The organism is Alcanivorax sp. P2S70 (assembly GCF_000475295.1).
Classification (GTDB): domain Bacteria; phylum Pseudomonadota; class Gammaproteobacteria; order Pseudomonadales; family Alcanivoracaceae; genus Alcanivorax; species Alcanivorax profundi.
The window spans coordinates 1-23,532 of sequence record NZ_AXBZ01000049.1; the positions used below are offsets into that span (position 1 = coordinate 1).

Annotated in this window: 22 protein-coding genes; 3 read left to right on the top strand and 19 right to left on the bottom strand. The window is 54.2% G+C overall.

The window, feature by feature from the left end:
* Positions 1-163 precede the first annotated feature (163 nt).
* From Q672_RS30455 to Q672_RS30465, 3 genes are all read left to right on the top strand, one after another.
* Complete coding sequence (locus tag Q672_RS30455) at positions 164-1,618, top strand: Wadjet anti-phage system protein JetA family protein (RefSeq protein ID WP_022986313.1); 1,455 nt, start codon at positions 164-166, stop codon at positions 1,616-1,618.
* Positions 1,584-2,276 (top strand): DUF4194 domain-containing protein, encoded by a 693-nt coding sequence (locus Q672_RS30460; protein WP_022986314.1) that lies wholly within the window; start codon positions 1,584-1,586, stop codon positions 2,274-2,276. The genes Q672_RS30455 and Q672_RS30460 overlap by 35 nt, the downstream gene beginning before the upstream one ends.
* A gap of 148 nt (positions 2,277-2,424) precedes the next feature.
* A complete protein-coding gene (locus tag Q672_RS30465) occupies positions 2,425-6,078 on the top strand; it encodes an ATP-binding protein (protein WP_022986315.1) in 3,654 nt (1,217 codons plus the stop codon).
* 143 nt (positions 6,079-6,221) lie between these two features.
* On the opposite strand, the gene Q672_RS34295 is transcribed toward Q672_RS30465, so the two are convergent.
* From Q672_RS34295 to Q672_RS30550, 19 genes are all read right to left on the bottom strand, one after another.
* Positions 6,222-6,596 carry a Fic/DOC family protein gene (locus Q672_RS34295; RefSeq protein ID WP_200866024.1) on the bottom strand — a complete coding sequence of 125 codons (375 nt, stop codon included), beginning with the start codon at positions 6,594-6,596 and terminating at the stop codon, positions 6,222-6,224.
* Positions 6,597-6,605: 9 nt separating this feature from the next.
* Entirely contained in the window at positions 6,606-6,821 is a 216-nt protein-coding gene (locus Q672_RS34300; protein WP_022986317.1) for a hypothetical protein, read from the bottom strand.
* Position 6,822: 1 nt separating this feature from the next.
* Entirely contained in the window at positions 6,823-7,002 is a 180-nt protein-coding gene (locus tag Q672_RS30475) for a YhfG family protein (RefSeq protein ID WP_022986318.1), read from the bottom strand.
* Positions 7,003-7,673: 671 nt separating this feature from the next.
* The gene (locus tag Q672_RS30480) at positions 7,674-8,180 is read right to left on the bottom strand and encodes a glycine-rich domain-containing protein (RefSeq protein ID WP_022986320.1); all 507 of its coding nucleotides are present in this window, start codon (positions 8,178-8,180) and stop codon (positions 7,674-7,676) included.
* Positions 8,181-8,205: 25 nt separating this feature from the next.
* Positions 8,206-8,478 (bottom strand): type II toxin-antitoxin system RelE family toxin, encoded by a 273-nt coding sequence (locus Q672_RS30485; RefSeq protein ID WP_022986321.1) that lies wholly within the window; start codon positions 8,476-8,478, stop codon positions 8,206-8,208.
* A gap of 64 nt (positions 8,479-8,542) precedes the next feature.
* Positions 8,543-9,262: a hypothetical protein gene (locus tag Q672_RS30490; RefSeq protein WP_022986322.1), complete on the bottom strand. Its 720-nt coding sequence runs from the start codon at positions 9,260-9,262 to the stop codon at positions 8,543-8,545.
* Complete coding sequence (locus tag Q672_RS30495; RefSeq protein WP_022986323.1) at positions 9,259-9,588, bottom strand: hypothetical protein; 330 nt, start codon at positions 9,586-9,588, stop codon at positions 9,259-9,261. Before Q672_RS30495 ends, Q672_RS30490 begins: the two co-directional genes overlap by 4 nt.
* Complete coding sequence (locus tag Q672_RS30500) at positions 9,581-10,201, bottom strand: hypothetical protein (protein WP_152521843.1); 621 nt, start codon at positions 10,199-10,201, stop codon at positions 9,581-9,583. The genes Q672_RS30495 and Q672_RS30500 overlap by 8 nt, the downstream gene beginning before the upstream one ends.
* Complete coding sequence (locus tag Q672_RS30505; RefSeq protein ID WP_022986325.1) at positions 10,165-10,872, bottom strand: M48 family metallopeptidase; 708 nt, start codon at positions 10,870-10,872, stop codon at positions 10,165-10,167. The genes Q672_RS30500 and Q672_RS30505 overlap by 37 nt, the downstream gene beginning before the upstream one ends.
* Before the next feature lies 1 nt (position 10,873).
* Positions 10,874-11,203 carry a helix-turn-helix domain-containing protein gene (locus Q672_RS30510; RefSeq protein ID WP_022986326.1) on the bottom strand — a complete coding sequence of 110 codons (330 nt, stop codon included), beginning with the start codon at positions 11,201-11,203 and terminating at the stop codon, positions 10,874-10,876.
* Positions 11,204-11,454: 251 nt separating this feature from the next.
* Complete coding sequence (locus Q672_RS30515) at positions 11,455-14,583, bottom strand: type I restriction endonuclease subunit R (protein ID WP_022986327.1); 3,129 nt, start codon at positions 14,581-14,583, stop codon at positions 11,455-11,457.
* 25 nt (positions 14,584-14,608) lie between these two features.
* A complete protein-coding gene (locus Q672_RS30520) occupies positions 14,609-16,402 on the bottom strand; it encodes a DUF262 domain-containing protein (RefSeq protein ID WP_022986328.1) in 1,794 nt (597 codons plus the stop codon).
* Positions 16,403-16,440: 38 nt separating this feature from the next.
* Positions 16,441-16,704 carry a type I restriction endonuclease gene (locus Q672_RS30525; RefSeq protein WP_022986329.1) on the bottom strand — a complete coding sequence of 88 codons (264 nt, stop codon included), beginning with the start codon at positions 16,702-16,704 and terminating at the stop codon, positions 16,441-16,443.
* Positions 16,705-16,713: 9 nt separating this feature from the next.
* Complete coding sequence (locus Q672_RS30530) at positions 16,714-17,976, bottom strand: restriction endonuclease subunit S (protein ID WP_022986330.1); 1,263 nt, start codon at positions 17,974-17,976, stop codon at positions 16,714-16,716.
* Complete coding sequence (locus Q672_RS30535; RefSeq protein ID WP_235047207.1) at positions 17,969-19,153, bottom strand: N-6 DNA methylase; 1,185 nt, start codon at positions 19,151-19,153, stop codon at positions 17,969-17,971. The genes Q672_RS30530 and Q672_RS30535 overlap by 8 nt, the downstream gene beginning before the upstream one ends.
* 115 nt (positions 19,154-19,268) lie before the next feature.
* Positions 19,269-20,738 carry a serine/threonine-protein kinase gene (locus Q672_RS30540; protein WP_022986332.1) on the bottom strand — a complete coding sequence of 490 codons (1,470 nt, stop codon included), beginning with the start codon at positions 20,736-20,738 and terminating at the stop codon, positions 19,269-19,271.
* Entirely contained in the window at positions 20,735-21,277 is a 543-nt protein-coding gene (locus Q672_RS34040; protein ID WP_200866023.1) for a hypothetical protein, read from the bottom strand. The genes Q672_RS30540 and Q672_RS34040 overlap by 4 nt, the downstream gene beginning before the upstream one ends.
* 7 nt (positions 21,278-21,284) lie before the next feature.
* Positions 21,285-22,970, bottom strand: a complete 1,686-nt coding sequence (locus Q672_RS30545) for a helicase HerA domain-containing protein (protein WP_022986333.1) — start codon at positions 22,968-22,970, stop codon at positions 21,285-21,287.
* The coding region (locus Q672_RS30550; protein WP_022986334.1) for a hypothetical protein at positions 22,960-23,532 on the bottom strand (573 nt) is incomplete at its 5' end. The genes Q672_RS30545 and Q672_RS30550, both read right to left, overlap by 11 nt.

Genomic DNA, 23,532 nt, shown 5'->3' on the forward strand with positions numbered 1-23,532 from the left:
CCACAAAAAAGGGGCCTTCTGAGCAGAAGGCCCCTTTTTTGTGGGACATCAAGGTCGGCCGCCGTTATTGAAAGGCCGCCTCCTCTTGGAGCCCCCTCGCCAACCTGATTAAATGGCCCATTGCACAACCTTCTGTGCCCCATCACGCCACAATAAGCGAGCCATGTTTTTCAGCGACGAGCGCGCCCAATTCTTCAAGCCCCTCACCGGCAAGTACCGCGAACAGGTAGTCGAATGCCTGCGCCTGCTGCACGAGCGGCTGTACAGCGCCAAGGCGGACTACGGCGAATCACTCAAGCGTGATCAGGTGCTGGATGTGTTCAGCGAAGCCCTGGAACGGGCCCCGCTGCTGGACGGCGACGAAGACGGTGGCCGCTTTCGCAACAACCGCGAGCAGGCGGGCTGGATCCTCAACCTGCTGGTGGAACATGGCTGGCTGAAACGGGACAAGGACGAAGCCTCCTTCCAGTCTACCTACCCGTTCAGCCGCACCGGCCGCCTGTTCACCCAGACCCTGGCGGAAGTGGACGGGCGCAGCGTGCGCACCCGCCACCGCAACACCCGTAACACCCTCAATGCCCTGGCTGCCTTTGTGGATCGCGGCGAGGTCTACGATCTGCTCGATGCCCACGAACATTCCGAGCGCATCATCGCCGACTTCACCGACATCATCGCCGAGCTGGAAGAACGCAAACGGGAGCTGGTGAAAGAAGTGGAAGCGCAGCAATTGGTGCAGCAGGCCAGCGACCAGTTCTTCGACTTCATGGAAAAACGCTTCCAGCCCGACGTGGCCATCCGCATGTCCGCCGACAGCGTAGAAAAGCACCGCGACCGCATTCAGAACACCATCGAACAGATCAAGCGCAAACCGAAAACCTGGAAAGCCAACGCCGAAAAGGAACTGCGTCGGCTGGCCCCGGACCTGATCGTCAGCCAGGATGCCTCGGTGCTGTTCCAGCTGCTGGACAGCATTGAGACGCGCATGCGCAACGCCTCGGAAATCATGCTGCCGGCCCTGCGCCGCACCCTGCAGGGCTTCACCCGCCGGGCCGACATCATCATCCGCCAGCTCAGCTACCTGCACAGCCAGAAGCACAACGACATCGTCGGCCTGTGCAAGGAACTCTCCGAGCTGGATGAAGAAACCTATAACGCGCGTCTACAACACGCCGGCGACAGTCTCGCCAGCCTGCACCTGGGCTTTGTGGATCCCGCTCAGGTACGCCTGCGCGAACAGCGCAGCCAGCGGGTGGTGCACAGCCGCATGGTGGAACTGGAAGACCCGGACGCCGACACCCTACGCGAGCTGGCCACCCAGCAACTGCTGGAAAAGGCCTTCAACATCAATGGTGGTGCCCTGCGCGATTACCTGCGCGATGCCCTCGGCGCCAGCCGCCGCATCGACAACCGCGACCTGCCCATTAACACCGCCCGCGACCTGCTGGCCCTGAGCCACGTGATCGAACTGGGCAGCGCCGACCACGCCGCCAACGGCTTCCGCCTGCGTATTACCCCCACCGACCCCATCACCGACGAACACTACTTCGTCCGTCGCGATGGTTTCCTGCTGGAACTGGAGCACGATGAGCCAAGCACCGCTACAACACGCCCTGAGTGAAGCCCTCAACGCCCGTGGCGTCACTCAAGCGCAATTCTCGGAACTGATGATCCGCCTGCTGGATCACGGCGTGCTGTGCCGCAGCGAAAGCAAAAAGGAAGCAGAACTCTACGACCGCTACCTGCAAATTCCCGAACTGGTGGAAGACTACCTGAGCGTGCTGCACATCCGCCTGCACCACGAGCGCCGCTTCACCTCCCTGCGACTGTTCCCGCCCGGTGCCGAAATCCCCGGCGAAGCGGACAGCGACGACGGTTTCAACAGCGGCCTGCGCAACCGCCTCAGCCAGCAGGAAGTGGCCCTGATCCTGGTGCTGCGCGCCGAATACGACAAATCCCTGCGCGACGGCCAGATCGACGAACACGGCCAGGCCACCCTGCCCCTGGAAGCCATCAACCTGGCCAGCAAAAACCTGCTCGGCCGCCCGCTCCCGGAAGGCCGCACCGAACGCGACGCCCTGTTCCGCCGCATGCGCCAACTGCGCCTGATCCGCAGCGACGGCGACAACAGCCTGGAAGACAACGAAACCTGGCTCACCATCCGCCCGGACATCACCAGCCTGGTCACCGACACCGTGCTCTCGCAACTGCTAGGCGACGACAACAAACCCGCCAGCAACGACGACGCCGAAGACAACAAGGAGCAGGACCAGCAATGATCCAAACCACCTCCCTCCCTAGGAGCCTGCCCGCAGGCGATCTTTACCCCAACACCGCCCGTAGGAGCGTCGCTCGCGGCGCGATCCCCAACGCCCAACATCGCGCCGCCAGCGACGCTCCTACCAAAAACCGCAAACAGGTCCACCCATGTATTTAAAACGCTCCATCACCGTCAACTGGGGCAATCTGCCCCCCGGCGAACTGGAATACGGCCCGGTGAACCTGTTCTCCGGCGGCAACGGCTCCGGCAAGACCACCGCCGCCGACGCCCTGCAAACCCTGATGACCGCCGCCCACGACAACCTGTTCAACTACAACCCGGGGCAGGACGAAACCACCCAGCGCGGCCGTGGCGGCAAACAGGTGCGCACCCTGGCCTCCTATGTGCTCGGCTGTGACGACGGCGCCTACGCCCGCCCGTACGACAGCGACGGCTACATCGCCGGGGTCTTCCACCCCACCAAGGGCGAAACCGCCGAACCCTTCACCGCCGTCATCGGCGTGCGCGCCCACCTGGACAAGGCCGGCAGCACCAGCCAGGCCCGGCAGCAGGAATTGCTGCTGATGATCGTCCCCGGCGAGATGCTCAACCTGTCCCACTTCGTACGCGAATACGGCGGCGAAAAAGCCACAGTGCCGATCACCGAGATCGCCAACCAGCTGCGCCAGCAGTTCGGCAAGAAAAACGTGGAAACCTACGACAAGAAGGGCCAGTACCTGGCGCGCCTGTACGGCGCCCTGCGCGGCAAACGCGATGCCGTCTCCCAACAGGAAGCCAAGAACGCCGCCCGCACCTTCGCCCGTTTCATGGCCTACAAACCGGTGGAATCCATCAACCAGTTTGTCGCCAGCGAAGTGCTCGAACCCCACGACATGGGCGACACCCTGCGCCGCATCCGCGACCTCATGCGCACCGTCCACGGCATGGCCGAAGAAGCCGAACAGCTGCAGCAGAACGTGAACCTGCTCGCCCAGGCGCAAAGCCACACCGACACCTACCTGGACACCTGGCTGGAACGCACCACCCAGGCCTACGGCGCTGCCGCACAACAATTCCAGCGCAACCAGAAACAGTATCTGGAAAAGAAAGAAGAGCAGAACAGCCTGCGCCAGCAACAGGAAGGCAACCGCGAAGAAGCCGAACAGGTACAGCAGCGCCTCGACCAGGCCCACGCTGAGCTGGTGGAACTGCAGGCGCGCATCCTCGGCATCCCCGCCCTGCGCGATAAACAACAGCTGGAAAAACAACTGGCCGACCTGACCCAGCAACTCCAGCAAGGCGCCCGCCCGCTGCTGGAGCAGGATCAACAGCGTAACAAAAACTTGGAAGCCCTGCGCAACATCCAGAGCCTGCTGGCCCGCCACAGCATCGAACTGGAACTGCCCAGCTTCGCCAGCAAACACTGGCGCAGCACCAGCAAGGCGCTGCTCGCCGAACAGAGCAACGCCCTGCCCGATCTCAACCAGATGCTGGCCCGGGACTGGATCGACCTGTCGCCACTGGAAGACGGCCTCACCCGGGTGCGCAGCGAACAACAGCTGCACAACCAACTGGCCGAACAACTGCACAGCGAACGGGAAGACAAACCCGGCCAGGAAGCACTCTCTGTCGCTCAAAGGCTTGACCGCATCGTCAGCAAGCGTGGCCAGGCCCTGGAAACCCTGGACCAGCAACAAAAGAAAATCGAACAACAGATCCGCAACCTGGAATCCAAACGGGTGAACTACCCGCAGGATGTGGAGATCGCCATCCACGCCATCCGCCAGGAATGCCCGCAGGCAGAACCGCGCGTGCTGTGTGATCACGTGGAAGTGCAGGCCCCGGACTGGCAAATGGCCATCGAAGGCTACATCGGCGGCGCCCGCTTCGGCATTCTGGTGGAACCCAACCATGAAGCCGAAGCCATCCGCATCGTCCGCCGTCTCAGCGGCAAGCAGCGCAACCGCGCCCGCGTGATCCAAGGCGAACAGGCCCGCCGCGATGCAGAACGGGTGCAGCTACCCGACGACTCCCTGTTCCACGCCCTGCGCTTCAGCCACCGCACCGCCGAGCACTATCTGAAAGCCTCCTACGGCAGCGTAGTGTGTGTGGAAGACGCCGAAGCGCTACGCCGCACCCGGCGCGGCATCACCGCCGATGGCCTCGGCTCCGGCGGCTACGCCATGTTCCGCTGCGACCTGCCGGACAGCGATCTGGTATTCGGCGAAGCCGCCCGCGAACGCAACCTGAATGCCCAGCGCAACGCGCTCATGGAACTGCAGGAAAACTACCAGCGCGCAGCCGACGATTATCAGTCCGTGCGCCAACTGCACACCCAGGTCAAAGCCTTCCAGCCCCTGCACTGGGTCAACGCCGCCACGCAATTGCTCGATGTCCAGCGCCAGCTACAGGAAACCGAAAAGGCCCTGGCCACCCTGGACCTCAGCGATCACGAAGAGCTGGAAGAAAAACAGCAACAGGCAAAGACCCTGCATCAGGAACTGGAAGCCAAACAAAAGCAGCTCACCGAAGAGAACGGCAAGCTCAGCGAAAAACTCAGCGCCTGCAGCAAGACCATCAGCACCCTGGCCGACCAGAGCGAACAGTTTCAGGAAAAGCAGGACGAAGCCGAAGCCAACCTGCACGGCTGCACAAAATACTGGCCGGGGCTCGATGTGGAACCGCGCATCGCCGCCATGGATGAACGCCTGCAAAACGCCCACGGCGACATCGACTTTATCGCCGAAGAAACCGCGCTCACCGAGCAGCTCACCAAAACCGCCGTAGCGCTGGAGAAAACCCTCAACCAGTACAACCAACAGGCCCAACCCGCCGACCAGATCCTGGCGGACAGTGCGGACGCCCTGCACAGCGCCCCGTTCTTCGGCCATGTGCAAAGCCTGCACCAGCAATTGGATAATCTACACAACCGCCTGCGCAATAACGTGCTGCTGGAAAAGCAGGAAAAACTCACCAGCCTGCGCGACACCTTCAACACCACCTTCGTCAGCGACCTGTGCAGCCAGATCCACCAGGCCATCCAAGACGGCGAGCGCATCCTCAAGAGCCTCAATAGCGAACTGGAACACCACCAGTTCGGCGCCGACTGCGAGCGCTTTTCGTTTGAGTGGCAGTGGATACCGGAATACAAGGAATACTGGAACTTCTTCAAGGAAGTCATCGACATTCCCAACCTGGGCGACGGCACCAGCCTGTTCGACACGCCCCTGTCCGCCAAGGCAGAAGCGGTACGCGACCGCCTGCTCAACCTGCTGCTGGACGGCGACGAACAACAGGCCCTGCGCGAACTGGAACGCATCAGCGACTACCGCCGCTACCGCCAGTACGACATCCTCAAGCACCCGCAGGGCAAACAGCCCATCAGCCTCAGCCAGTACGGCACCGGCTCCGGCGGGCAGCTGGAAACCCCGGCCTACATCATCCGCGCCGCCGCCATCACCAGCGCCTTCCGCTTCAACGAAGGCGACAGCCACCTGCGCATGGTCATCGTCGACGAAGCCTTCATGCACATGGACGAAAGCCGCTCCAAGAGCGTCATCAACTACCTCACCCACACCCTGGGGCTACAGCTCATCTTCATCATGCCCACCAGTAAAGCAGGCCCCTTCCTGGACCTGATCAGCAACCAATTCGTGTTCAGCAAAGTCCCCAGCCCCATGGCCGTGGGCGAACTCAACACCCGGGTACTGGTAGACAGACAACAACTCAATCAGGAACGCATCAGCGAACTGTGGGAGCAGCACAGAAGAGTGATTCGCCAGCAGGGGGCGTTGGACTTTATGGAAGAAGTGAACGGATAAGCGCTCAAGAATGAAGGCTGACAGAACAGGGTAGAGCATCAAGACCGGCGAATCAGAACCACCTGTGGGAGCGGTGGTTCCACCGCGATTAATACACTACTTTATGAAGAATCGCGGCTGGACGATCGCGCCTGAAAACACGCTTATTCCTCGATCAGCCCACCAATGGACTTCTCGAAGATGACCCTTAATCCGGAAGACTCAGCCGCCAGCGCAGAAAGAATATTCGCCTCAAGCCACTCCTCTTCATCCACCCCGCTCCAGCTGATTTCATAACCCACATTCACGATGATGAATTCAAACAACAGACGCAGTGCCCGGCCATTACCCTCCCGAAACGGATGCACCATGTTCAACTCACCATAAAGCCCAGCAAGCTCATCAATAAACACATCACGAGACAAACCTTCAAACCAGCCCTTCTCCGCCAGCAGGTCAAAAAGCTTTTCTGCTTCAGGAACAATGCGTTGGGTCGTACAGAAACGCGTATCCCCCTTGGAGACATCTACGGTACGGATGTCTCCGGCTCAGTCATAAATATCGCCAAATAACTGTTGGTGGATGCGTTGGAGGGTAGCGAGATCGTAGGGAGGGGGTTCAAACTCGATGTCTTCAGCGGCAAGCTCGGTGATTTCCCGCTCTGCCTCTGAAAGGGCTTCGTCATCTTCAATGTTGAGGCGGTTCTTCAATACCTCGCTGTCGGGGTAGCAGTAACGGTCCTGGCCCACCCCGTATTTGTCCACCTCAGGCCTTGGCTTTGGCCTGACGAGTATGGGCAATCACTGCGGCCTTACGGGAAGCATGTTTCCTCACTACCCCATCCTCTTGCACCACAAACCCTTCCAGGCGGAGGCTTGCCGAATAGTTGGCTTTCCGAACCTTGGCGAAATAGGCTTTTTTGGTTTCAAAAGAGGGAGAAGACATGACATACCTTACGAAGAAAATAGTCTGTCTATACTAGCAAAAATCAGCAGAACTGGCCATATTTTAACCACCATCTTATACCTCAGCCCATAGCTCCTACAGCGCAACCCCTACGGCTTTCCAGTAGGAGCACCGCTTGAGGTGCGAACCGTGCGAAGCACGGGATCGACCGTAGGGCGATCAGGCCGCTACAGCCCCAGCGAGGCCACCCCCATCTCGGCGGAACCACCGCTCCCACATCACAGCCAATACCCAGCCCCAGCTTTAAGATCTACTTCGCCGCAAACCGCATGGGCTCCATGCTGTAGACACTCTCCTCTCTGTCCTCCGCAGCACCATTCCGCGCCTTTATGTCCGGTTCCATGTCAGCCTGCCGAATTGATTTTTTATAGATATGCCAGAGTGTTACGAAAACTATAAGGAAGGAATTACTCAAACCATGACCGTTTCCAAGTCCGGTTCCTCAGACGCCGCCCAGCACCCCTCCCAAACTACCGTAGGAGCGTCGTTCGCGGCGCGATCCGAGCCCAAGCGAGGCCAACCTCATCGCGGTAGAACCACCGCTCGCACGGTAAACCTACACACCATCGCCAGCACGCTGGCTCCTACGGCGCCAAGGCTTCGCCTACAAAGCAGAAAGAGCAGGCAACACCTGCTCTTTCCTTTCGATGCTAAAGACAAGCTTCCGGCGTACGGCAAGCACACTCTGTTGGCACATGACAGGCATGATCCTTACAGCGGGTTGCCTGGAATTTCGACTTGTCCGGATAGGGACCAAAGTGGCGTTCGTACAGCGCACAGGTCTTGTCAAACGTTGTCACAAGCTGCTGATAGTCTTCCTTGCCATAAATACCGAAGTAGGGGAAATGGTGCATAAAGTAGCCGAACACCATCTCACAATCCTTGGCATAGGCCATGGTATCGAGGATATGCGCATGCCATACCTTGTCCACGAGCTTGTTCGGCACTAATTCAACAGAAGGGTACCAGGCTTTCAGAGAAAGGAAGCGGCGGTATTCCTGCTCACCGAAGTCCCATTCGGCCTCAGCCATTTCCGGTTCATCACCCGTCGTGTACTTGTGCTTGAGACGTGAAAAGTCCAGCTCCGCAACCACTGGATGAAGCTGATTGAGGACAGGCAAAGCCATTTTGGGGTCAAACATTGCAATTGCAGTCATGATGTTTCTCCTTTGAAAATTGGATTCATCTTCGTGCAATCGCGCATTCAAGCGCTTGACGTGTCACCAGCTCGAATTTCCGCTGGCCATCTTCTTCCCAGCAAAGAAGACGGTACTTGCGGCCAATCCGGAAACGCCATACGCCCTTTAACGCACGGACTTTACGCGCCCCCAGCTCATAGGGGTTTCGGCCCTGCCCAAACGCTTCCAGCAAACTCAAAACAGCCTGACGGTGGCAGCCTGGAAGCCCCACCAAAGAGGGTAACTTGTTGTATTCATTAAACTTTGAACTACTCATTGCCTGTCTCCATGTAATCAATGGAGACAGGTTCGGTTTGTGCGCCGCACAAACAACACCCTTTTCAGATTTTTCCCAGAACGCCCCTCAGCTCTTCATGCTCGGTACGTCTGTCGTGAGCCTGAACTAGCAACCGCTCAGCCACAGGGATCCTGACGATACTTTCTTTTATCAATTGCTCCAGCGAAGAGATACAGCGCAGCAAGTCCCCATCGCGGAATGACTCTTCGGCCAGATCGTAGACTTCTCGATACTCAAACCACGGAATGCTCTGGTCGTAATGTGCAGCAATGACGGAAAGGCCTTCCCCTTCGAACGGAGAGGGAAGATGATCCTTCAAAATATCAAAATCCTCATAAAGCAATCGCTCGACAATCTGCTCATGCTTTTCCGGAACCACACCAAGAACAGCGAACTCAAAACATCTCTCCTTTGATGATTCCCGTATGGCATCAACCGAGTCATTAACCAAACTTGATAAAGGTCTTGATGGCGATCTGGATAGTGCGTACTTGCCGGTAATGAGTGTTTGTGACTTAACCCCGCTACCCAACAGATAAATCAATACCAAGGCGTTGGAAACCGAAGCCTCGTACTCAGCCTGAACATCCTTTCTTTTTGAACCAACTCGCTCTTTAAGAACAAGGCCCAGCCATTTGTTGAGCGCAGGGTCGGACTTCTTGTCTTTCCTTACCCTGAAAACACTATTGAGCTCATTTCTGAGAATTTCGGGGAGCTCTCGACCAAGTTTTTCCTTGGCAACATAAGCTAATGAGCGGTTCATGGATCCCACCGACAAAGATGAATCAAGGCTTCGCCTACTGTTTCAACTTTTCTTTTCACCACCACATTTGCCGCTTTCAATGTGTCGAATATTTCACATCGATAATCTGTATAGGCGCTCATTAGATAAAGGGTTTTCAACGTTCCAGAGCAGGACCCAGCATAGGCCGACTCCTTCAAGGATGTGGTGAACATGCCCCCAACATTGTTATCCAGTTCCACCAATTCGTTGCAACGCTCCCAGAGAGGCACATCATCGCCATCTATTTCTGCCGATACGCAAGGCATAGAAAACATCAACATTAGGAGGGCTATTATCTTATTCATTGTCCAGCGACCTTCCCGAAAAAGCCCAAAACATTAGAAACCAGAAAACCATGTAGGCGAAAAATCCTACATCATCACCCCAGTGCCCCTCCAAGAAAAAATCAGCGTAGTCAACACCTAAACGCACATCAAATCGGCCATTTCCGTCTAAAAGCCAGAAGGCGGACAAGACGAATAATGCAGCAAACCATGCAGCCTTAAAAACACAGGCACTAACGTATGAAAGATAGAAATTACACTTTTTCCACCCAGACAGTCGACCATCTCTTCTTGTTGATCCTGCCATAAGGAAGATCACATAAATTGAAAAATCCCACATCAAGATCTCAGCAATGCTGACACCGTCCAATCCTTCTTTCCAGGCAAACCAAGTCGTTAGCACTATAATCGATATAAAAAGCAACCACCCTATGACATGAGCAGGGTAAGACCACCAAGCCACGCCAAGGTAATAAGACTTATCCCTTTCCCCCGGACTAAATATCGCCCCAATCGGCTTTCGGACTATCACCACCTTTTCTTGTGTAAAAGAGCCTTCCGACATACCAGTTCTCTCTCCCTCTCGCTCCAACAGATTTAAATCGCCACCACATGCCCATGCCGCTTCAGCCATTCCCGGCATTCTTCATAATCCGGCAGCACCCGGCCCACCTCTCCCCAGAACTGCGGCGAATGATCATGGCGTAGCAGGTGACATAACTCGTGCACCACCACGTAATCCACCATCCGGTTCGGGGCCATCATGATCTGCCAGTTGAATTGCAGCTCGCCTTTGGCGGTGCAGCTCCCCCAGCGGGATTTGAAGGTTTTGATAGAGACATTGGGAACAGTGACGCCAACCTGCGGTGCCCAGCGGGTGACTTTTTCGTTTAGCTTCGTTTCGGCCTGGCGCTTGTACCAGCGAATCAGGGCATTGCGGATCATGTGGGGTTGTTCCGTGCCCTGGGGCAAGGACACCAGCAGGCGCCCCTGCACCAATTTCACCGGGGCGAAGGGGCCTTTTTCCACTTTCAGGCGGTAGTTGCGGCCCAGGTAGGAGAAGGACTCACCGGACACATACCGCTTGCTGCCGGGCGGGGTCGCCTCATGATGAAGCGCGATCTTTTCCTTGATCCAGCGGCGCTTGGCCGCCAGCAATTCGCCAATACGCTCCAAAGAAACGTCAGCTGGCACTACCACCGACACCGCCCCTTCCTCCACGCGGATATCGGCGGACTTGCGGCGACGGGTGCGGATCACTTCGGCAATGAAGCCGTTGCCATCGATAAACTCAGGTCGCTTCACGTTATAGCTCTCTGATCCAGTCCAGCGTTTCCGGGTGGCGCTGAATCAGGCGCATCAGAGTGGCCGAGCCCTGGTCCGGCTTGCCACGGTCCTGCTCCCAGCGCTCCAGCGTACGCACACTCATGCGTAGCATGTTGGCGAAGATCGGGCGGGACACTCTCAGACTTTCCCGCAGCGAACGAATTTCCCCAGCGGTAATTTCCAGCGGGTCTTTCAGTTCCAGCTCGGTGGTCTGCAGGGTTTGCTTGCCCTCCCGGGCATCCTGCAACGCCTCAAAGCCTTCGGTCAGTTCGCCGAAGATATCGCGCCTGTTGTCAGCCTTCTTTGCCATGGCTTCTCGCCTCCACCTCGCGCGCCAGCAGCGCCTTCATGGGCCGCTCGACCCAAAGCATACGCGAATAGCGTATGACAACAATTCATCGTCCCTCAGCGATAGCCCATCAACATACAAAGCCATCCTTGGCTCCTAGTATTTCAATCAGTTAGCAGTCTCTTATCTTATTTGTAGGAGCGTCGCTCGCGGCGCGATTGCAGCGTTGGTAATCGCGCCGCCAGCGACGCTCCTACGGCAGAGTCTGGCCATTACCGGAACTTCGTCTTCGCCAGATCCATAAACCGCTCCTGCACCACATTCACAATCGCCTTGTCGCCAAAGCTGCAGTCCAGGATCGCCCGCTTGATGGCTTTCTTCATGCGCTTGATCTCTTCACCTTTCTTGAAGAAATCTACAATCTGGGTGGCTTCGTCGAACATCTCCACCAGCGCCTGGGTGGAGGTCTTGATCTCGTCCTCAACGCTCTCGCTCACCACCTCTTCGCCCGTATGGCGAACCACTTCCGACATCAGAATGCGGAAGAAAGCCATCTCGGTTTCATCCAGGCCCTTGTCATCCCCCTCCTGCTTACGGCTACTCTCGATGGCCCCAACCATGTCCAGCAGCAGCTCCAGTTGCTGCTCCCACTTGCCGTTGGTCTTCTCGATGATGTCGCGCAGGCGCAGGCTCAGGGACTTGTAGTATTCCGGGTCTTCGTCGAGCTTTACGGTGATGTGGTGCTTGATGGCGCTCTCGATCTCGGAAGCGCGGGATTCCGGGGATTTGATCTGCTCCACGGATTCGCGGAAGTTGGCGGCCATCAAGTCCACCGGCGGGATCTTCGGATCGACGCCGGTGCTGATGATGTGCTCATCCACCAGTTGCCGCACCTTCTCGCCGGCATCAGCGATATTCAGGCCCGGGTCGCGGTAGCGGTTGCGGGCGGCGTTCTGCACCTTGCCCCACAGCTTCAGGTCAGGAATAAACGGCTTGGCGGCCGGGTCGGGCAGCACCACGTCCATCTGCCGGGCAAAGCGCTTGTAGGCCAGCTCGAATTGCTGGCGGATGTCTTCGTCCTTGAGGAACAGCACGTAGTCATCAATATCCGAGCCCTTAAGACCACTGAACACCTGCGCCACCCGCGTATGGGTCGCCTTCAGCTTGGGGATCTCGTCCTTCAGGGTGACATAGGTACCTTCCACGTCATCACTGCTGAACTGCTCCAGCGCCTCGGTGAGGTAATCCGACAGGCCGTAGTAATCCACCACAAAGCCCGCCTGCTTCCCTTTGTACGTCCTGTTCACCCGAGCTATGGCCTGCATCAGGGTGTGATCCTTGAGGCTGCGGTCGATGTACATTACCTGGGCAATGGGGGCATCGAAGCCGGTGAGCAGCATGTCCTTCACAATCAGGAAGGCCAGCGGGTTCTCGTTCAGGGGCTTCTTGAAGGCATCGATGGCCTGCTTCTGCTGGGCCTTGTCGGTGTACTTGGCAATGTAGCCCTCATCATTGTGGCTACCACTGATAATCACCTCGGACGGTGGCGCGCCCAGTTCATCCAGGGTCTTCTTGTACACCGTGGCCGCATGGCGGCTGCCCACCACCACCATGGCCTTGAAGCCATTGGGCTGGATATGCTCCCGGTAGTGCTTGAGAAGATCCAGGCACACCCAGCGAATCCGCGCCGGGGCTTCGCGCACCGCCCGCTCGACCCCGTACTTCTTCTTGATCTCGCGCTTCTCGTCGTCGCTCTTGTCCTTGAAGTACTCATCGAACAGCTTGTCCAGGGATTCGCCCACCACCTCGGTCTGGGCCTGGCGGCCTTCGTAGATGATGCGCACCGTAGCGCCGTCTTCCACCGCCTCATTGATCTTGTACTGGTCAATGTAGCCACCAAAGGCCTGATCCATCTTCTGGCTCTTCAGCAGCGGGGTACCGGTAAAACCGATCTTGGGGGCATTGGGCAGGGCCGCGTTGATGGTGGCGGCCAGGCCGCCGAACTGGGTGCGGTGGGCCTCGTCGGCCAGCACGATGATTTTGTCGCTGGGGTTCAGGTCGGTAAAGTCGCCTTCCGCCTCGGCATCCTGAAACTTTTGCACCATGGCCGTAACAATGTCAGAGGCATCCTTGGTGAGCAGTTCCTTCAGCCTGGCTACTGAATTGGCGTTGTAGATGGTTTCGTTCTGGGCAGCGCGGAAAGTGGCGGAGAGCTGAGTATCGAGCTGGGTTCGGTCGGTGACGAACACCAGCTTGTACTTCTGCAGCTCCGGATCGCGGCGCATCTTCACCGCCAGCATGACCATGGTCAGCGACTTGCCCGAACCCTGGGTGTGCCACACCACCCCGGACTTTTCTTTCCGGGTAGTGCCGTGTTTCAACCGCTCGATGACCTTGTTCACCGCCCGGTACTGCTGATAGCGAGCCACCTTCTTGATCAGGCGGCCTTCCACCGGTTCGAACAGGATGAAATTGCGGATCAGATCGAGAAAGGTGTCGTGGCTGAACATGCCCATCAGCAGGCGCTGCTGGGCAGTGATATCGCCCTGGCCCGCTTCGCCTGAGCCACTAGCGGCAGCCATGGCTTTCGCCTGCTCCAGATACGCCGTGGACGGCACATCTTCAATCTTGCTGGCCGCATTCCCGGCAGACGTTACGCTCCCAGCCTCCGGCTTCTTCAACAACCCACGGATATCCGCATCCGTATAGGGGTAGGCATCCTTCCAGTCACCGTAATGCTGGGCCATGGAACTGATGGTGCCGACCCGGGCCTGATCCCGGCAGGTGGACACCATCAACTGGTTATACCAGAACAGCTTCTGCGCCCCTTCGCCATCTTCCGGGCGGCGCAGGTTGGCGTAGCGGCGCAACTGGTTGATGCCCTCGCCAATGGCATCGGCCACATAGGGGGATTTGCACTCGATCACGGCCAGCGGCAGGCCATTCACGAAACAGACAATGTCGGGAATGATGTTCTGGGTCGCCCCTTCCACCTTGAACTGGCTGGTGCAGAGAAAATCGTTGTTAGCCGGGTTGTCGAAATCGATAACGGTGACGGTCTGGCCCTTGCGGCCGGAACCCAGATCCTGCTCCACCGAAATGGCGTGATCGCCGGTGCAGCAAAGCCTTTCCCACAGGGCCTGGTTGTATTCGATCAGGCCGGCAAAATTGGGGTGAGTAAACTCACGCAGCACCTTGCGCAGGTTTTCGTCGCTGATCCAGGGGTTCAGGCGGCGCAGGGCGGCCTCCAGCCGTTTCACCAGCACCACATCGCGGTAATAGCTGCGCTCATCCCCTAGCTGCCCCGGCGTCAGCTCGGCACCGGGGACAAAGGCCCAGCCCTGCTTTACCAGCTGCTCAATGGCAGGCATTTCGACTTTTTCGGCTTCGTCCTGAAACATCCTCATTCCCACCCAAGAGACATTGCTATGCCAACGCCAGACTCTTATTCCCAAACGCTTTCAAAGAGAAACCGTAGTGTTCACGCAGTTTATTGAGCACCACCAGATGGTTAGCCTCAAGCTCCGAGGGAGTCCAGCGCTCATGCTGCAGTACACGCAGTGAATTTGGGCAAGTGCTAATACGTTTCTCAAAGTAGCGAGCCTTTTTATCGACATAATCCAGCCTCCCCTGAGAAGTGTTTTTCTTAGTGGTAATGAGAACAAGGTTGCCAAGGCGGTGGGTCCACTCTTCGCGCTTCTCCTCTGAGAAATCCTTACACCACTGACTATCTGCTTTCGGATTCTGCGGCAGAATATGCTCTACGGAAAGAAATTGAAGGGACATACGCTGACTATGATCAGCGAAAAGATAATCAAGCTTCAATAGCAGGTAGCGAGTAAAGCGGCGGCCGTATACGGCAGCATCAGCGGCCCGGTTAAATCCTTCCTGGTCGTAATTGAATGGATTCAGTTTGTCTAAAAGTTCATCGGCGCTATCCGCCTTCTCAACCGCACGAATGATGTCGTTCATGCGATCTATACGCGCCGTCGGTGAATACTGGGCAATCCAGTCAGACGATAGCTGGTTATCCAGCTTCTTAAGGAATTCCAACAGACGATTACTGCCAAAGCAATCGAAGTAGCGCATCAAAGGCGGAATCCAGTCGGATGACGGCAAACCGGTCAGCATCACCTTGATCAAATTATCAAACTCGAAGCTGCCACCCGTTTCATCGTAATTGGCTCCGCCGAGAAGTTGGTTGTAGTGCTTCAAATAGCGCTCTACCAACTTGAACGTTTCCTTCCCTTTTACGAGAAGCGGCTGCTTCATCTTCCCGGTCGATTTTTCTTTTTCCTTAGGGTGATAAATTTTGTGCTCGTACTCATCCAAAAGATTTAATCGCGCTTTATCCTTAAGAAGAACGGTACGAATATGATTCAGGAAACGATCAAAATCATCACCAAGGTCACCTTCAGCCTCTTCCCACAGCTTCGCGTAGCGTTCCTTGTCAGCAATCTCCGTCAAGGCACCCAGATTGGAAGATTTCAGGATGTCACTGTTACGTAGCGGTACGCCGCGGTCATTCAGAATCGTAAATAAACGGAACGCATCGTCGAGATCTTCAGTTGCCACATAGATCAATAGCACGTTTTTTCTGATAAATGCATAGAATTTTGAAAGATTGAATGCGGATGATTCGTCCTCACTCAACGCACTCAAATCGCGACGAATTTTAAGAACTGCATTTGCCATGTTGCGCACGGACGGATCGGTACTTTTTTTCCTCAACGATTCCAGAGTCTCTATATCATTGGTTCCGTTCTTCACTTTCAAGAAGGAATCGACAAAATCCTGCACCTCTGGACGAATAGCGAACTCGATTCTGGTTCTCTCCGGAACGCCATCAAACTCATTCCCCTTCTGAAAAATGGAATCCTGGCACACATCTTTGAGGTCGGGATTATCTGTCAGGTCACGTATACAAGCGAACAGCATAAACAGCGTAGTCATTCGCTGCTGACCGTCCAGCAAGTCATTCTCATCAAACTTCTGACCGGGCGCACTACCTGCCCGCTTTAGCTGATAAACAAAGGACCCCAGAAAATAATCCTGATCCGGTTTCTCGGAATGAGCGAAGGCAAGATCATCCAGGAGGTCGTCAATTTGATCATCTCCCCATACATAAGGCCGCTGATACTCGGGCACCCTGAACCAGAGATTGGAAAAGATATCTTTGACATGAATCTTTTCGCTTTTGATCTCATGTTGATTTGCCATATGACTATTCCTTAGTTCTTTTCTTATGGGTTTTCATATTAATGTTGCATTTCGCTCAAACAGGCGAAATTGGGGTGGGTAAACTCGCGCAGCACCTTGCGCAGGTTTTCCTCGCTGATCCACGGGTTGAGGCGGCGCAGGGCAGCCTCCAGCCGTTTCCCCAGCACCACATCGCGGTAATAGCTGCGCTCATCCCCTGGCTGCCCCGGTGCCAGTTCGGCACCAGGGACAAAGGCCCAACCCTGTTGAGTTAGCTGCGCAATGGCAGGAATTTCGACTTTTTCGGCTTCATCCTGAAACATAACGGGCAGTCACGCCGATAAGGCGACTGCGTTCTCCTTGTTATCGACGTTGACTCTGACCTTGCCGGTGAGCAAGTCTTGCATTAGGGCTTTTTTTACTCTTCTTACTTGCTCCAATCGAACTTCCGCAATCGAAACCTTCTTCGTTACCGAATCAACAATATTGAATATCGATTTCTGCTCTTCCAAAGGAGGCACAGCAACAAGGAGATTCTTCATATCACCCACATTAAAATGCTGTTGTGCAAGCCCCCCTTGGGCTTTCAATACTTGCCCTTTTCCGTTATCTGAATTCACCCATAGGCTGAAAAAATCAGAGTTCATTCGTTCAGAAGGGCGAGTTATTACAACATCAATGCAGTTACAACCCTCGAAATCCTCTGTCACGACTGCGGTAGTTCCAGGATAACCCGTACGAACGGTAAGCAAATCCCCTTTTCTTAACTTGCTTTTCTTTAACAGTTCATTTGACTCTTTGGAGAAATACTTCAGATTCTCCATAGTCAAACCACCCTCTCTTACATTGGCTGACCGCAATGCAGGCACACCGGAGCCTACGTAGTATTGGGTCGGCTTAATGACGACACCAACCATCACCTCATCGGCGACCTCAGATGCCATACAGACCTCCCACCCCTCCGGAATCCGCCCCACCGGCGAATCCTTGAACGCGGTATGCCCAATGCCTTTGGTCAACAGCGCCTGCATCATCCCGGTTTTCAGATCTTTTAGCTTGTCGACCTGTGCGCGTGTTTTTTCGATCACGTCATCGACGGAGGACAGGATGGCTGCGATTTTTTGTTGTTCCGGGAGAGGGGGAAGAACGAGCTTCTTTCTTAACCAGTCAGCGACATCAAATGTCATTTTCTCAATGTGAACGCCGTGGCTTGACAGCAAAAAAAGCTCATACATAAAAGACGTTTGGCAAAGATAGTTGAAATAGCGGAGATCCGCCTGGCCATCCTTAGCCACAAAGGAAACATAGCTAGCCGACAAGTAGCCATTGTAAAAAGGCTTTTCTATGAGGCCGCAAGCCCCATGCACAACCTGCATTTTCGAAATGACAAAAGAATCAGGAATTGCCTTGGTAAGTGTCTTGGTCAATATCTGCTTACCTTTCCTCGTTTCTCGATGAAAGAAGCCTCCATTTCTCCTTCTAACACTCAGCAGCGGATAGCTCTCCTCGTCCTGCATTTCGAACTTTCGTTTCTCTTGCTTCAGGACGCTACCAATTGAAAGTATTTTCCACCCTTCAGGAACCGCATTACTCATACCCCAGCTCCTTCAGATACTCCTTCATCACGCTTTCCGCTTCCGCCACCTGGGCATCCAGCTCACTGAGTGATACCCGATACTTGTCCCACCAGCGCTCCAGCTGGCTAATTACCTTGGCATCCGCCTCACCCACGGCCTCACGAATGGCTGCCTTGCTGTCGATCTCCGGCTTGAAGTCGTAATACCCTTCACCCCCTGCGGGTTCCTCTTCATCCCGCTTCACAAACACCGCAGACACATCAAAGTCTTCCAGAATCTCTTCGCGGATATACTCGCTCTCCACTTCCCGCACCGGGATGCCGCCATGGAGGATGGCGCGCACGTCGAAGATTTCCGGGGGCGGACTGGTGTCGGCGTAGCGGCGGATGTTGAGGTTGAAGTCGTTTTCCTCGATCTCGGCCAGCGGCACCACTTTGGAGTAGCGTTTAATCTCTTCGAAGTTTTCGAAGGTCTGAACGATCTTGTCGATATCCTGCTGGCGCAGCTTGTTCTGGTTCTTGCCTTCCTCGTATTCCAGTTCGCTGTTGATAAACAGCACCTTGCCCTTGCGATCGGCGGGCTTGGCCTTGTTGATGATCAGCAGGCAGGCGGGAATACCGGTGCCGTAGAACAGGGCGGCGGGCAGGCCGATGACGGCTTCGAGCAGGTCATCGTTGAGGATACCCTGGCGGATGGCCTTTTCACTGGAGCCGCGGAACAGCACGCCGTGGGGCATGACCACGCCCATCATGCCCTCGGCATTGAGACTGGCGATCATGTGCTGGACGAAGGCCAGGTCGCCGGCGTCCTTGGGTGGGGTGCCGTAGGGGAAGCGGCCATAGGCATCGCTGTCGGCTTCTTCCTTGCCCCACTTCTTCAGGCTGAAGGGGGGATTGGCGATTACCCGGTCGAAGGTCATCAGCGCGCCGGCTTCGGTGTGCTGCGGCTCGCGCAGGGTGTCGCCCTTCTTGATGTCGGCGCTGTAGACCCCGTGCAGGAACATGTTCATCTTGCAGATGGCCCAGGTGTTCAGGTTCATCTCCTGCCCGTAGAGGGACAGGTTGGTCATGTTCTCGCCGTGTTTAGCCAGGTAGTTGCGAGTTTGCACCAGCATACCGCCGGAACCCGCTCCACCGTAACATTCACCACTGGTGACATTGGCCACGTTCCAGTAACTCTCAAGTGTTGGCACCATATTCATAGTGTCCATAGCAATAGGCCAAAGCTGGTGACAAACCAATGCTTTTTGTCCATAGCCTGCGAGATCGGTCTGCGACACATTCTGCCAGCGATTGCGCAAGCACTCCTCACTACATGACTCCAAGCTTCGTATAAAGCTCTTTCTTTTCTTTCATGCGGTTGTCCGCAGGTGCTACACGCAACGCTGCTTTTAGGTAAGCAGCAGCGCCGGAGTAGTCGCGCATTTGCTCACAAACTAAAACAAGTTGACTCAATATATGGAACTTCATTGGCGTAGCTTGGTTAACTTTTTCCAACAAGGCTCTCGCTTCCGGATACTTAGCCTCAAGACCAAGAATGGATGATTCAAGATAGAAAGTCGCTGTGCACTCTTCTTCAACTTGCTTTCGTTGAACCAACCAGAACCTAGCTTGATTGATATTTCGCAGCTGTAAATAAGCCTTAACAATCAGTTCGAATAACACACCAAGCTGAGCTAATTTTCCTTCAAGTAATATTGATTTATTGCTCTCAACGATTTTCTCAAAATCAAACAGCCGGTTTGCACGATATAGAGCGATAAGTTGCTGATGCAACGCTTGAAGGTCTCTACTGCGACTGTATTCTTGAGAGGCTAACTGAGCTGCTTTTTGATAAGACTGGTCAGACATTGCTTCAAGTACGGCACTCGACCAGTCCTGATCAGGCTTTGACTGAACTACTGGTGCAACAGCGCCAACTTTTAGCTGTTTGCCGCTGGCAGCATCAAATGCTTGCATTAATTCTGAAACTGTTTGATAGCGATGCTCTGGACGCTTTTGTAAACAGGTGAGAACAACTAGCTCCAAGTCAGCATGTACTGAGCTATTAATCTCGGTAGGTCGCATGAAGGGAGCATGACGTTGCACTTGAGCGGGCGTGTCATGCGGAAGCTTTCCAGTCAGCAGCTGGTATAACAAAACACCTAAGCTATAAATGTCGCCCAACAACAGTTCTTCCAAGCTGCCTTTACGGCTATCTACGTTAGAGAACTCGGGCGCTGAATAGAGTACCGTTCCGCCGTTTTCACGGGTCCGAACATAGATCTCTTCCGGTAAAGCGGAACTACCAAAATCCGTGAGCTTTACTACATCCCGTTCACCAACCAAAATATTGTGCGGCTTGATGTCACCGTGGGAAATTGGTACTGGCAATTCCGCCAGGTATTGAATGGCGCAGAGAACTTGGCGATAAATCTTAAACAGTCGCTCATAGGTTTGACCAAAATTACGCTCTCTATCATCAAGTTTCTGCGCCAACGTTTGGCTTGGGAAATACTCCATTTCGATAAAGAACCACTCATTATCAATCCGGCCCATATCGAAAATTTGTACGATGTTGTCGTGCGGTTCAACGTTTAAAAGCTCTTTTCCCTCGGCAAGTTGACGATCCTCGCGGGTAATATCTTTAGGAATTTTTACCGCGACAATCTTCCCGTCTTGAAGGCGCTCGGCGCGCCATACCCAACCATGACTGCCATCACCTAGGCATTCAAGTAATAAATATTTATCACCGAGGCGTTTATTTGTCCCTGGCAAAAAATGTGCTGATTTAATATTCACATCAACACCTCATAGTGAACTCTATCTAAAACAATATTATTTAGGTTTTTTATAAATAGGAAACGGCTAAATATCACCTCGACATCTGGTATAGAATGCACCTGCGTACCTGTTGATGATGTAAAGCCCAAACGACAGACTTCTTTAAGTTTCTGTGTGTCGGGAGCGCTTACCAAGCCTTGACTCCAAGCACTAAGAACTAAAGTTTTTGGCGAATGGCCCCAGCGCTGCGCTGCTTCCAGCAAGTTCTTTAATTTCTCTTCAAGTTTTTGCTGGCCACGAATTGAGCCATCAAAACGTTCAAATTCAACTAAACATAAAGGTGATGCAGCGGCTTTATCGAACCAGCCTGAGTCAGAGCGAATATCAGCGCCAAAAGTACCCGGCGCAGGGCACTCCACCATTGCCATAAACGATTGTTCATGGCCAAAGGTGTTCCATACACTACAACCCAAGCTATGAACCAAAACATCCTGGTCCAATAGCTTGCCACTGGTCATAAGTGGGAATGTATCGCGTATCCAGGCGATATCAGGCATTGGCGATTTAGCCATTAAATGAACCCCAAACACGTAATACTTCTGGCGACTCACCGCCGTGTATGAGAGCCTTACTGCCTACCTTAACAAGAAGTGGCGCAGGGATAGAGCGGCCACAAACCAAAGCTTCACCGGTTGATAGGCTTGGCAGCTCGTCCAAGTCTGCTTTGCTAACCATATCGGATGCTTTAGCGATAAAACGCTGATCGTCTGGGTTTTTCAAGCGCATGGTGATCAAGGTATTACACTGAGACGTCACATCCGAGTCTAGTTTTGAAGGGCGTTGACTCACAATGCCAAAGCCAACCCCAAATTTACGGCCCTCTCCGGCGATCTTTTTGATAATACGGTGGCTGACAGCGTTGCCCCCGGCTGGGGCAAAGTTATGGCCTTCTTCATAGACAATAAAGCAAGGTCGCAGCGGATCTGTTTTGCTAGAAGCGGCTTTTAAAATTTCACTGGATAACAGCGCACAAACAACTTGTTTAGCGGTATCACTCAGACCCTGCAAATCAACAACGACTAAACGCCCCTGCTGGTTACTTGGACGCCCGACCATCTTGTATATATCAGTAGGTTCAGCCATCGTTGCGCTGTAAAAGCTTTGAGCTTCGTTCAGCACGCGCGAGAGTTTCATAGATGCGACAGCCGCGCTTCGGCCAGATAGTGCTTTAGCTTCCGCTTCAGATAGGTCATCCCACTCTTTTAGTTCTTCAATACCGTCGCCTAAAAAGTAACGTAAACGGTTAATATCTCGCGGCTCAGCTTTATCGACAGAACGCCAATAACGAATCGCTACGTCAAGTACCCGTTGTTGTGGTTCCGTTAAACCTGGCAAAATCTCAGCAATATCATCCATTTCAAAATGGTCGAATTGAAGAGCTAGCGGTGTGTTTTTACTGGCATATTTATGTTTAAAAGATTCATGCTGTGGTGAATAGACCTGAATACCCGCGCCCGCAGCTTGAAGCTTTTCAAAGGTTTTTTTAATCAGTGGCAACGCTTCTTGGTCGCGTTTATCTTCGGTTGCATCCAACAAACTAGAAAATTGTAGGTTGCCTCCAGCAAGGGCTTTGCCGTATTCACCGTGAGGGTCGAACACAACAACAGTGCCGTTATTCACGGCAACCAAGCGCTCGATAATCCGACCAACTGTGTACGATTTACCTGAGCCTGTCATAGCTAATACGGCCATGTGTTCTGTCACTAGCTTATTGACATCGATGAAGACAGGTACGGTATTTTCCCCTTTGTCGTAACCAACCAAATTGCCTAAGTGTAAGCTGGAGTGCTCATTGAACTCGTAAAAGTCACTTAAAAACTGAAAGTCGACGGTTTCAACTGCGGTACCAGGGTTTAGAGGGCGACGCGGTATTTTAATTTGGCGCGATACAGGGTCTCGATAGCCTACCAGCTCGACCTGCGCAAACATGTTCTCCCCAGTCACGTTAGCGCCTGGCAATAACTCAAGTTCAGTCACACCATCGCCAAAGCCCGCGTTGTACAACATGTTAGTCCGGCTAATCTTAGTTACACGCCCCAATACAGCGACTTGCCCCTCGTCTTTACGCTCTTGGTGCATAATGCGAACGAATTCACCACGACGCACGGAAAAGGAATCTTGAACCACCATAGTGAGTTGACTGGCATCACCCGTATTGCCAACTAATTTACCCAAAACTTTATAAGCCATTATTTAATCCCTCATCTAAGCCCGCTAACCAGCCAGACTCAATATCATTGTTCTTAAGTGCCCCATGTAAACCTTGGCGATAAAACTTGGCAAACTTTGGTAAAATGCCAAGTTGCTGATATCCGAGTAACTGTGGCAAGGGCATCGCATTACCTTTGTTTTGCATATCAAGCACCATTAAGCGTGATGCCACTAAATCCAGATCAGCGCTCTGCCAATCCGGTTCGTCACCGGCCAACTGCACCATTTTGATTTGGCCACCACGCGCACTGCGAAAGTGAAAGCCAATAAGTCCTTGTTTAGCCTCAACACTGGGTTCTATCCGGTTTTCTTGCTCAGATAATCGAAAAGCAATGGTCCGCGAATAGTTACCCAAAATCCCATTAATAAATCGCAAGTCGCCTACACCAACTAAACTTTCATCCAGTCCGGTAAGGCGTTGCGTCAAGTCACTAGAAAAACCATCTGAGGCCAATATTTGCTTACGCCCTTGCTCGGTACGCAAATCTTGTTTGGCAATACTCACAATCGCGCTAAAACGCTCAGCCAGAATGCTGGCTAA

Coding starts and splice junctions, on each gene's coding strand:
- Q672_RS30480 (WP_022986320.1), bottom strand. CDS start 8,180: ATGACTGCAATTGCAATGTTTGACCCCAAAATGGCTTTGCCTGTCCTC.
- Q672_RS30500 (WP_152521843.1), bottom strand. CDS start 10,201: ATGGCTGAAGCGGCATGGGCATGTGGTGGCGATTTAAATCTGTTGGAG.
- Q672_RS30455 (WP_022986313.1), top strand. CDS start 164: ATGTTTTTCAGCGACGAGCGCGCCCAATTCTTCAAGCCCCTCACCGGC.
- Q672_RS30520 (WP_022986328.1), bottom strand. CDS start 16,402: ATGGCAAATCAACATGAGATCAAAAGCGAAAAGATTCATGTCAAAGAT.
- Q672_RS30545 (WP_022986333.1), bottom strand. CDS start 22,970: ATGGCTTATAAAGTTTTGGGTAAATTAGTTGGCAATACGGGTGATGCC.
- Q672_RS30485 (WP_022986321.1), bottom strand. CDS start 8,478: ATGAGTAGTTCAAAGTTTAATGAATACAACAAGTTACCCTCTTTGGTG.
- Q672_RS30490 (WP_022986322.1), bottom strand. CDS start 9,262: ATGAACCGCTCATTAGCTTATGTTGCCAAGGAAAAACTTGGTCGAGAG.
- Q672_RS30510 (WP_022986326.1), bottom strand. CDS start 11,203: ATGGCAAAGAAGGCTGACAACAGGCGCGATATCTTCGGCGAACTGACC.
- Q672_RS30475 (WP_022986318.1), bottom strand. CDS start 7,002: ATGTCTTCTCCCTCTTTTGAAACCAAAAAAGCCTATTTCGCCAAGGTT.
- Q672_RS30495 (WP_022986323.1), bottom strand. CDS start 9,588: ATGAATAAGATAATAGCCCTCCTAATGTTGATGTTTTCTATGCCTTGC.
- Q672_RS30465 (WP_022986315.1), top strand. CDS start 2,425: ATGTATTTAAAACGCTCCATCACCGTCAACTGGGGCAATCTGCCCCCC.
- Q672_RS30525 (WP_022986329.1), bottom strand. CDS start 16,704: ATGTTTCAGGATGAAGCCGAAAAAGTCGAAATTCCTGCCATTGCGCAG.
- Q672_RS30530 (WP_022986330.1), bottom strand. CDS start 17,976: ATGAGTAATGCGGTTCCTGAAGGGTGGAAAATACTTTCAATTGGTAGC.
- Q672_RS34040 (WP_200866023.1), bottom strand. CDS start 21,277: ATGCCTGATATCGCCTGGATACGCGATACATTCCCACTTATGACCAGT.
- Q672_RS30515 (WP_022986327.1), bottom strand. CDS start 14,583: ATGTTTCAGGACGAAGCCGAAAAAGTCGAAATGCCTGCCATTGAGCAG.
- Q672_RS30535 (WP_235047207.1), bottom strand. CDS start 19,153: ATGGTGCCAACACTTGAGAGTTACTGGAACGTGGCCAATGTCACCAGT.
- Q672_RS30460 (WP_022986314.1), top strand. CDS start 1,584: ATGAGCCAAGCACCGCTACAACACGCCCTGAGTGAAGCCCTCAACGCC.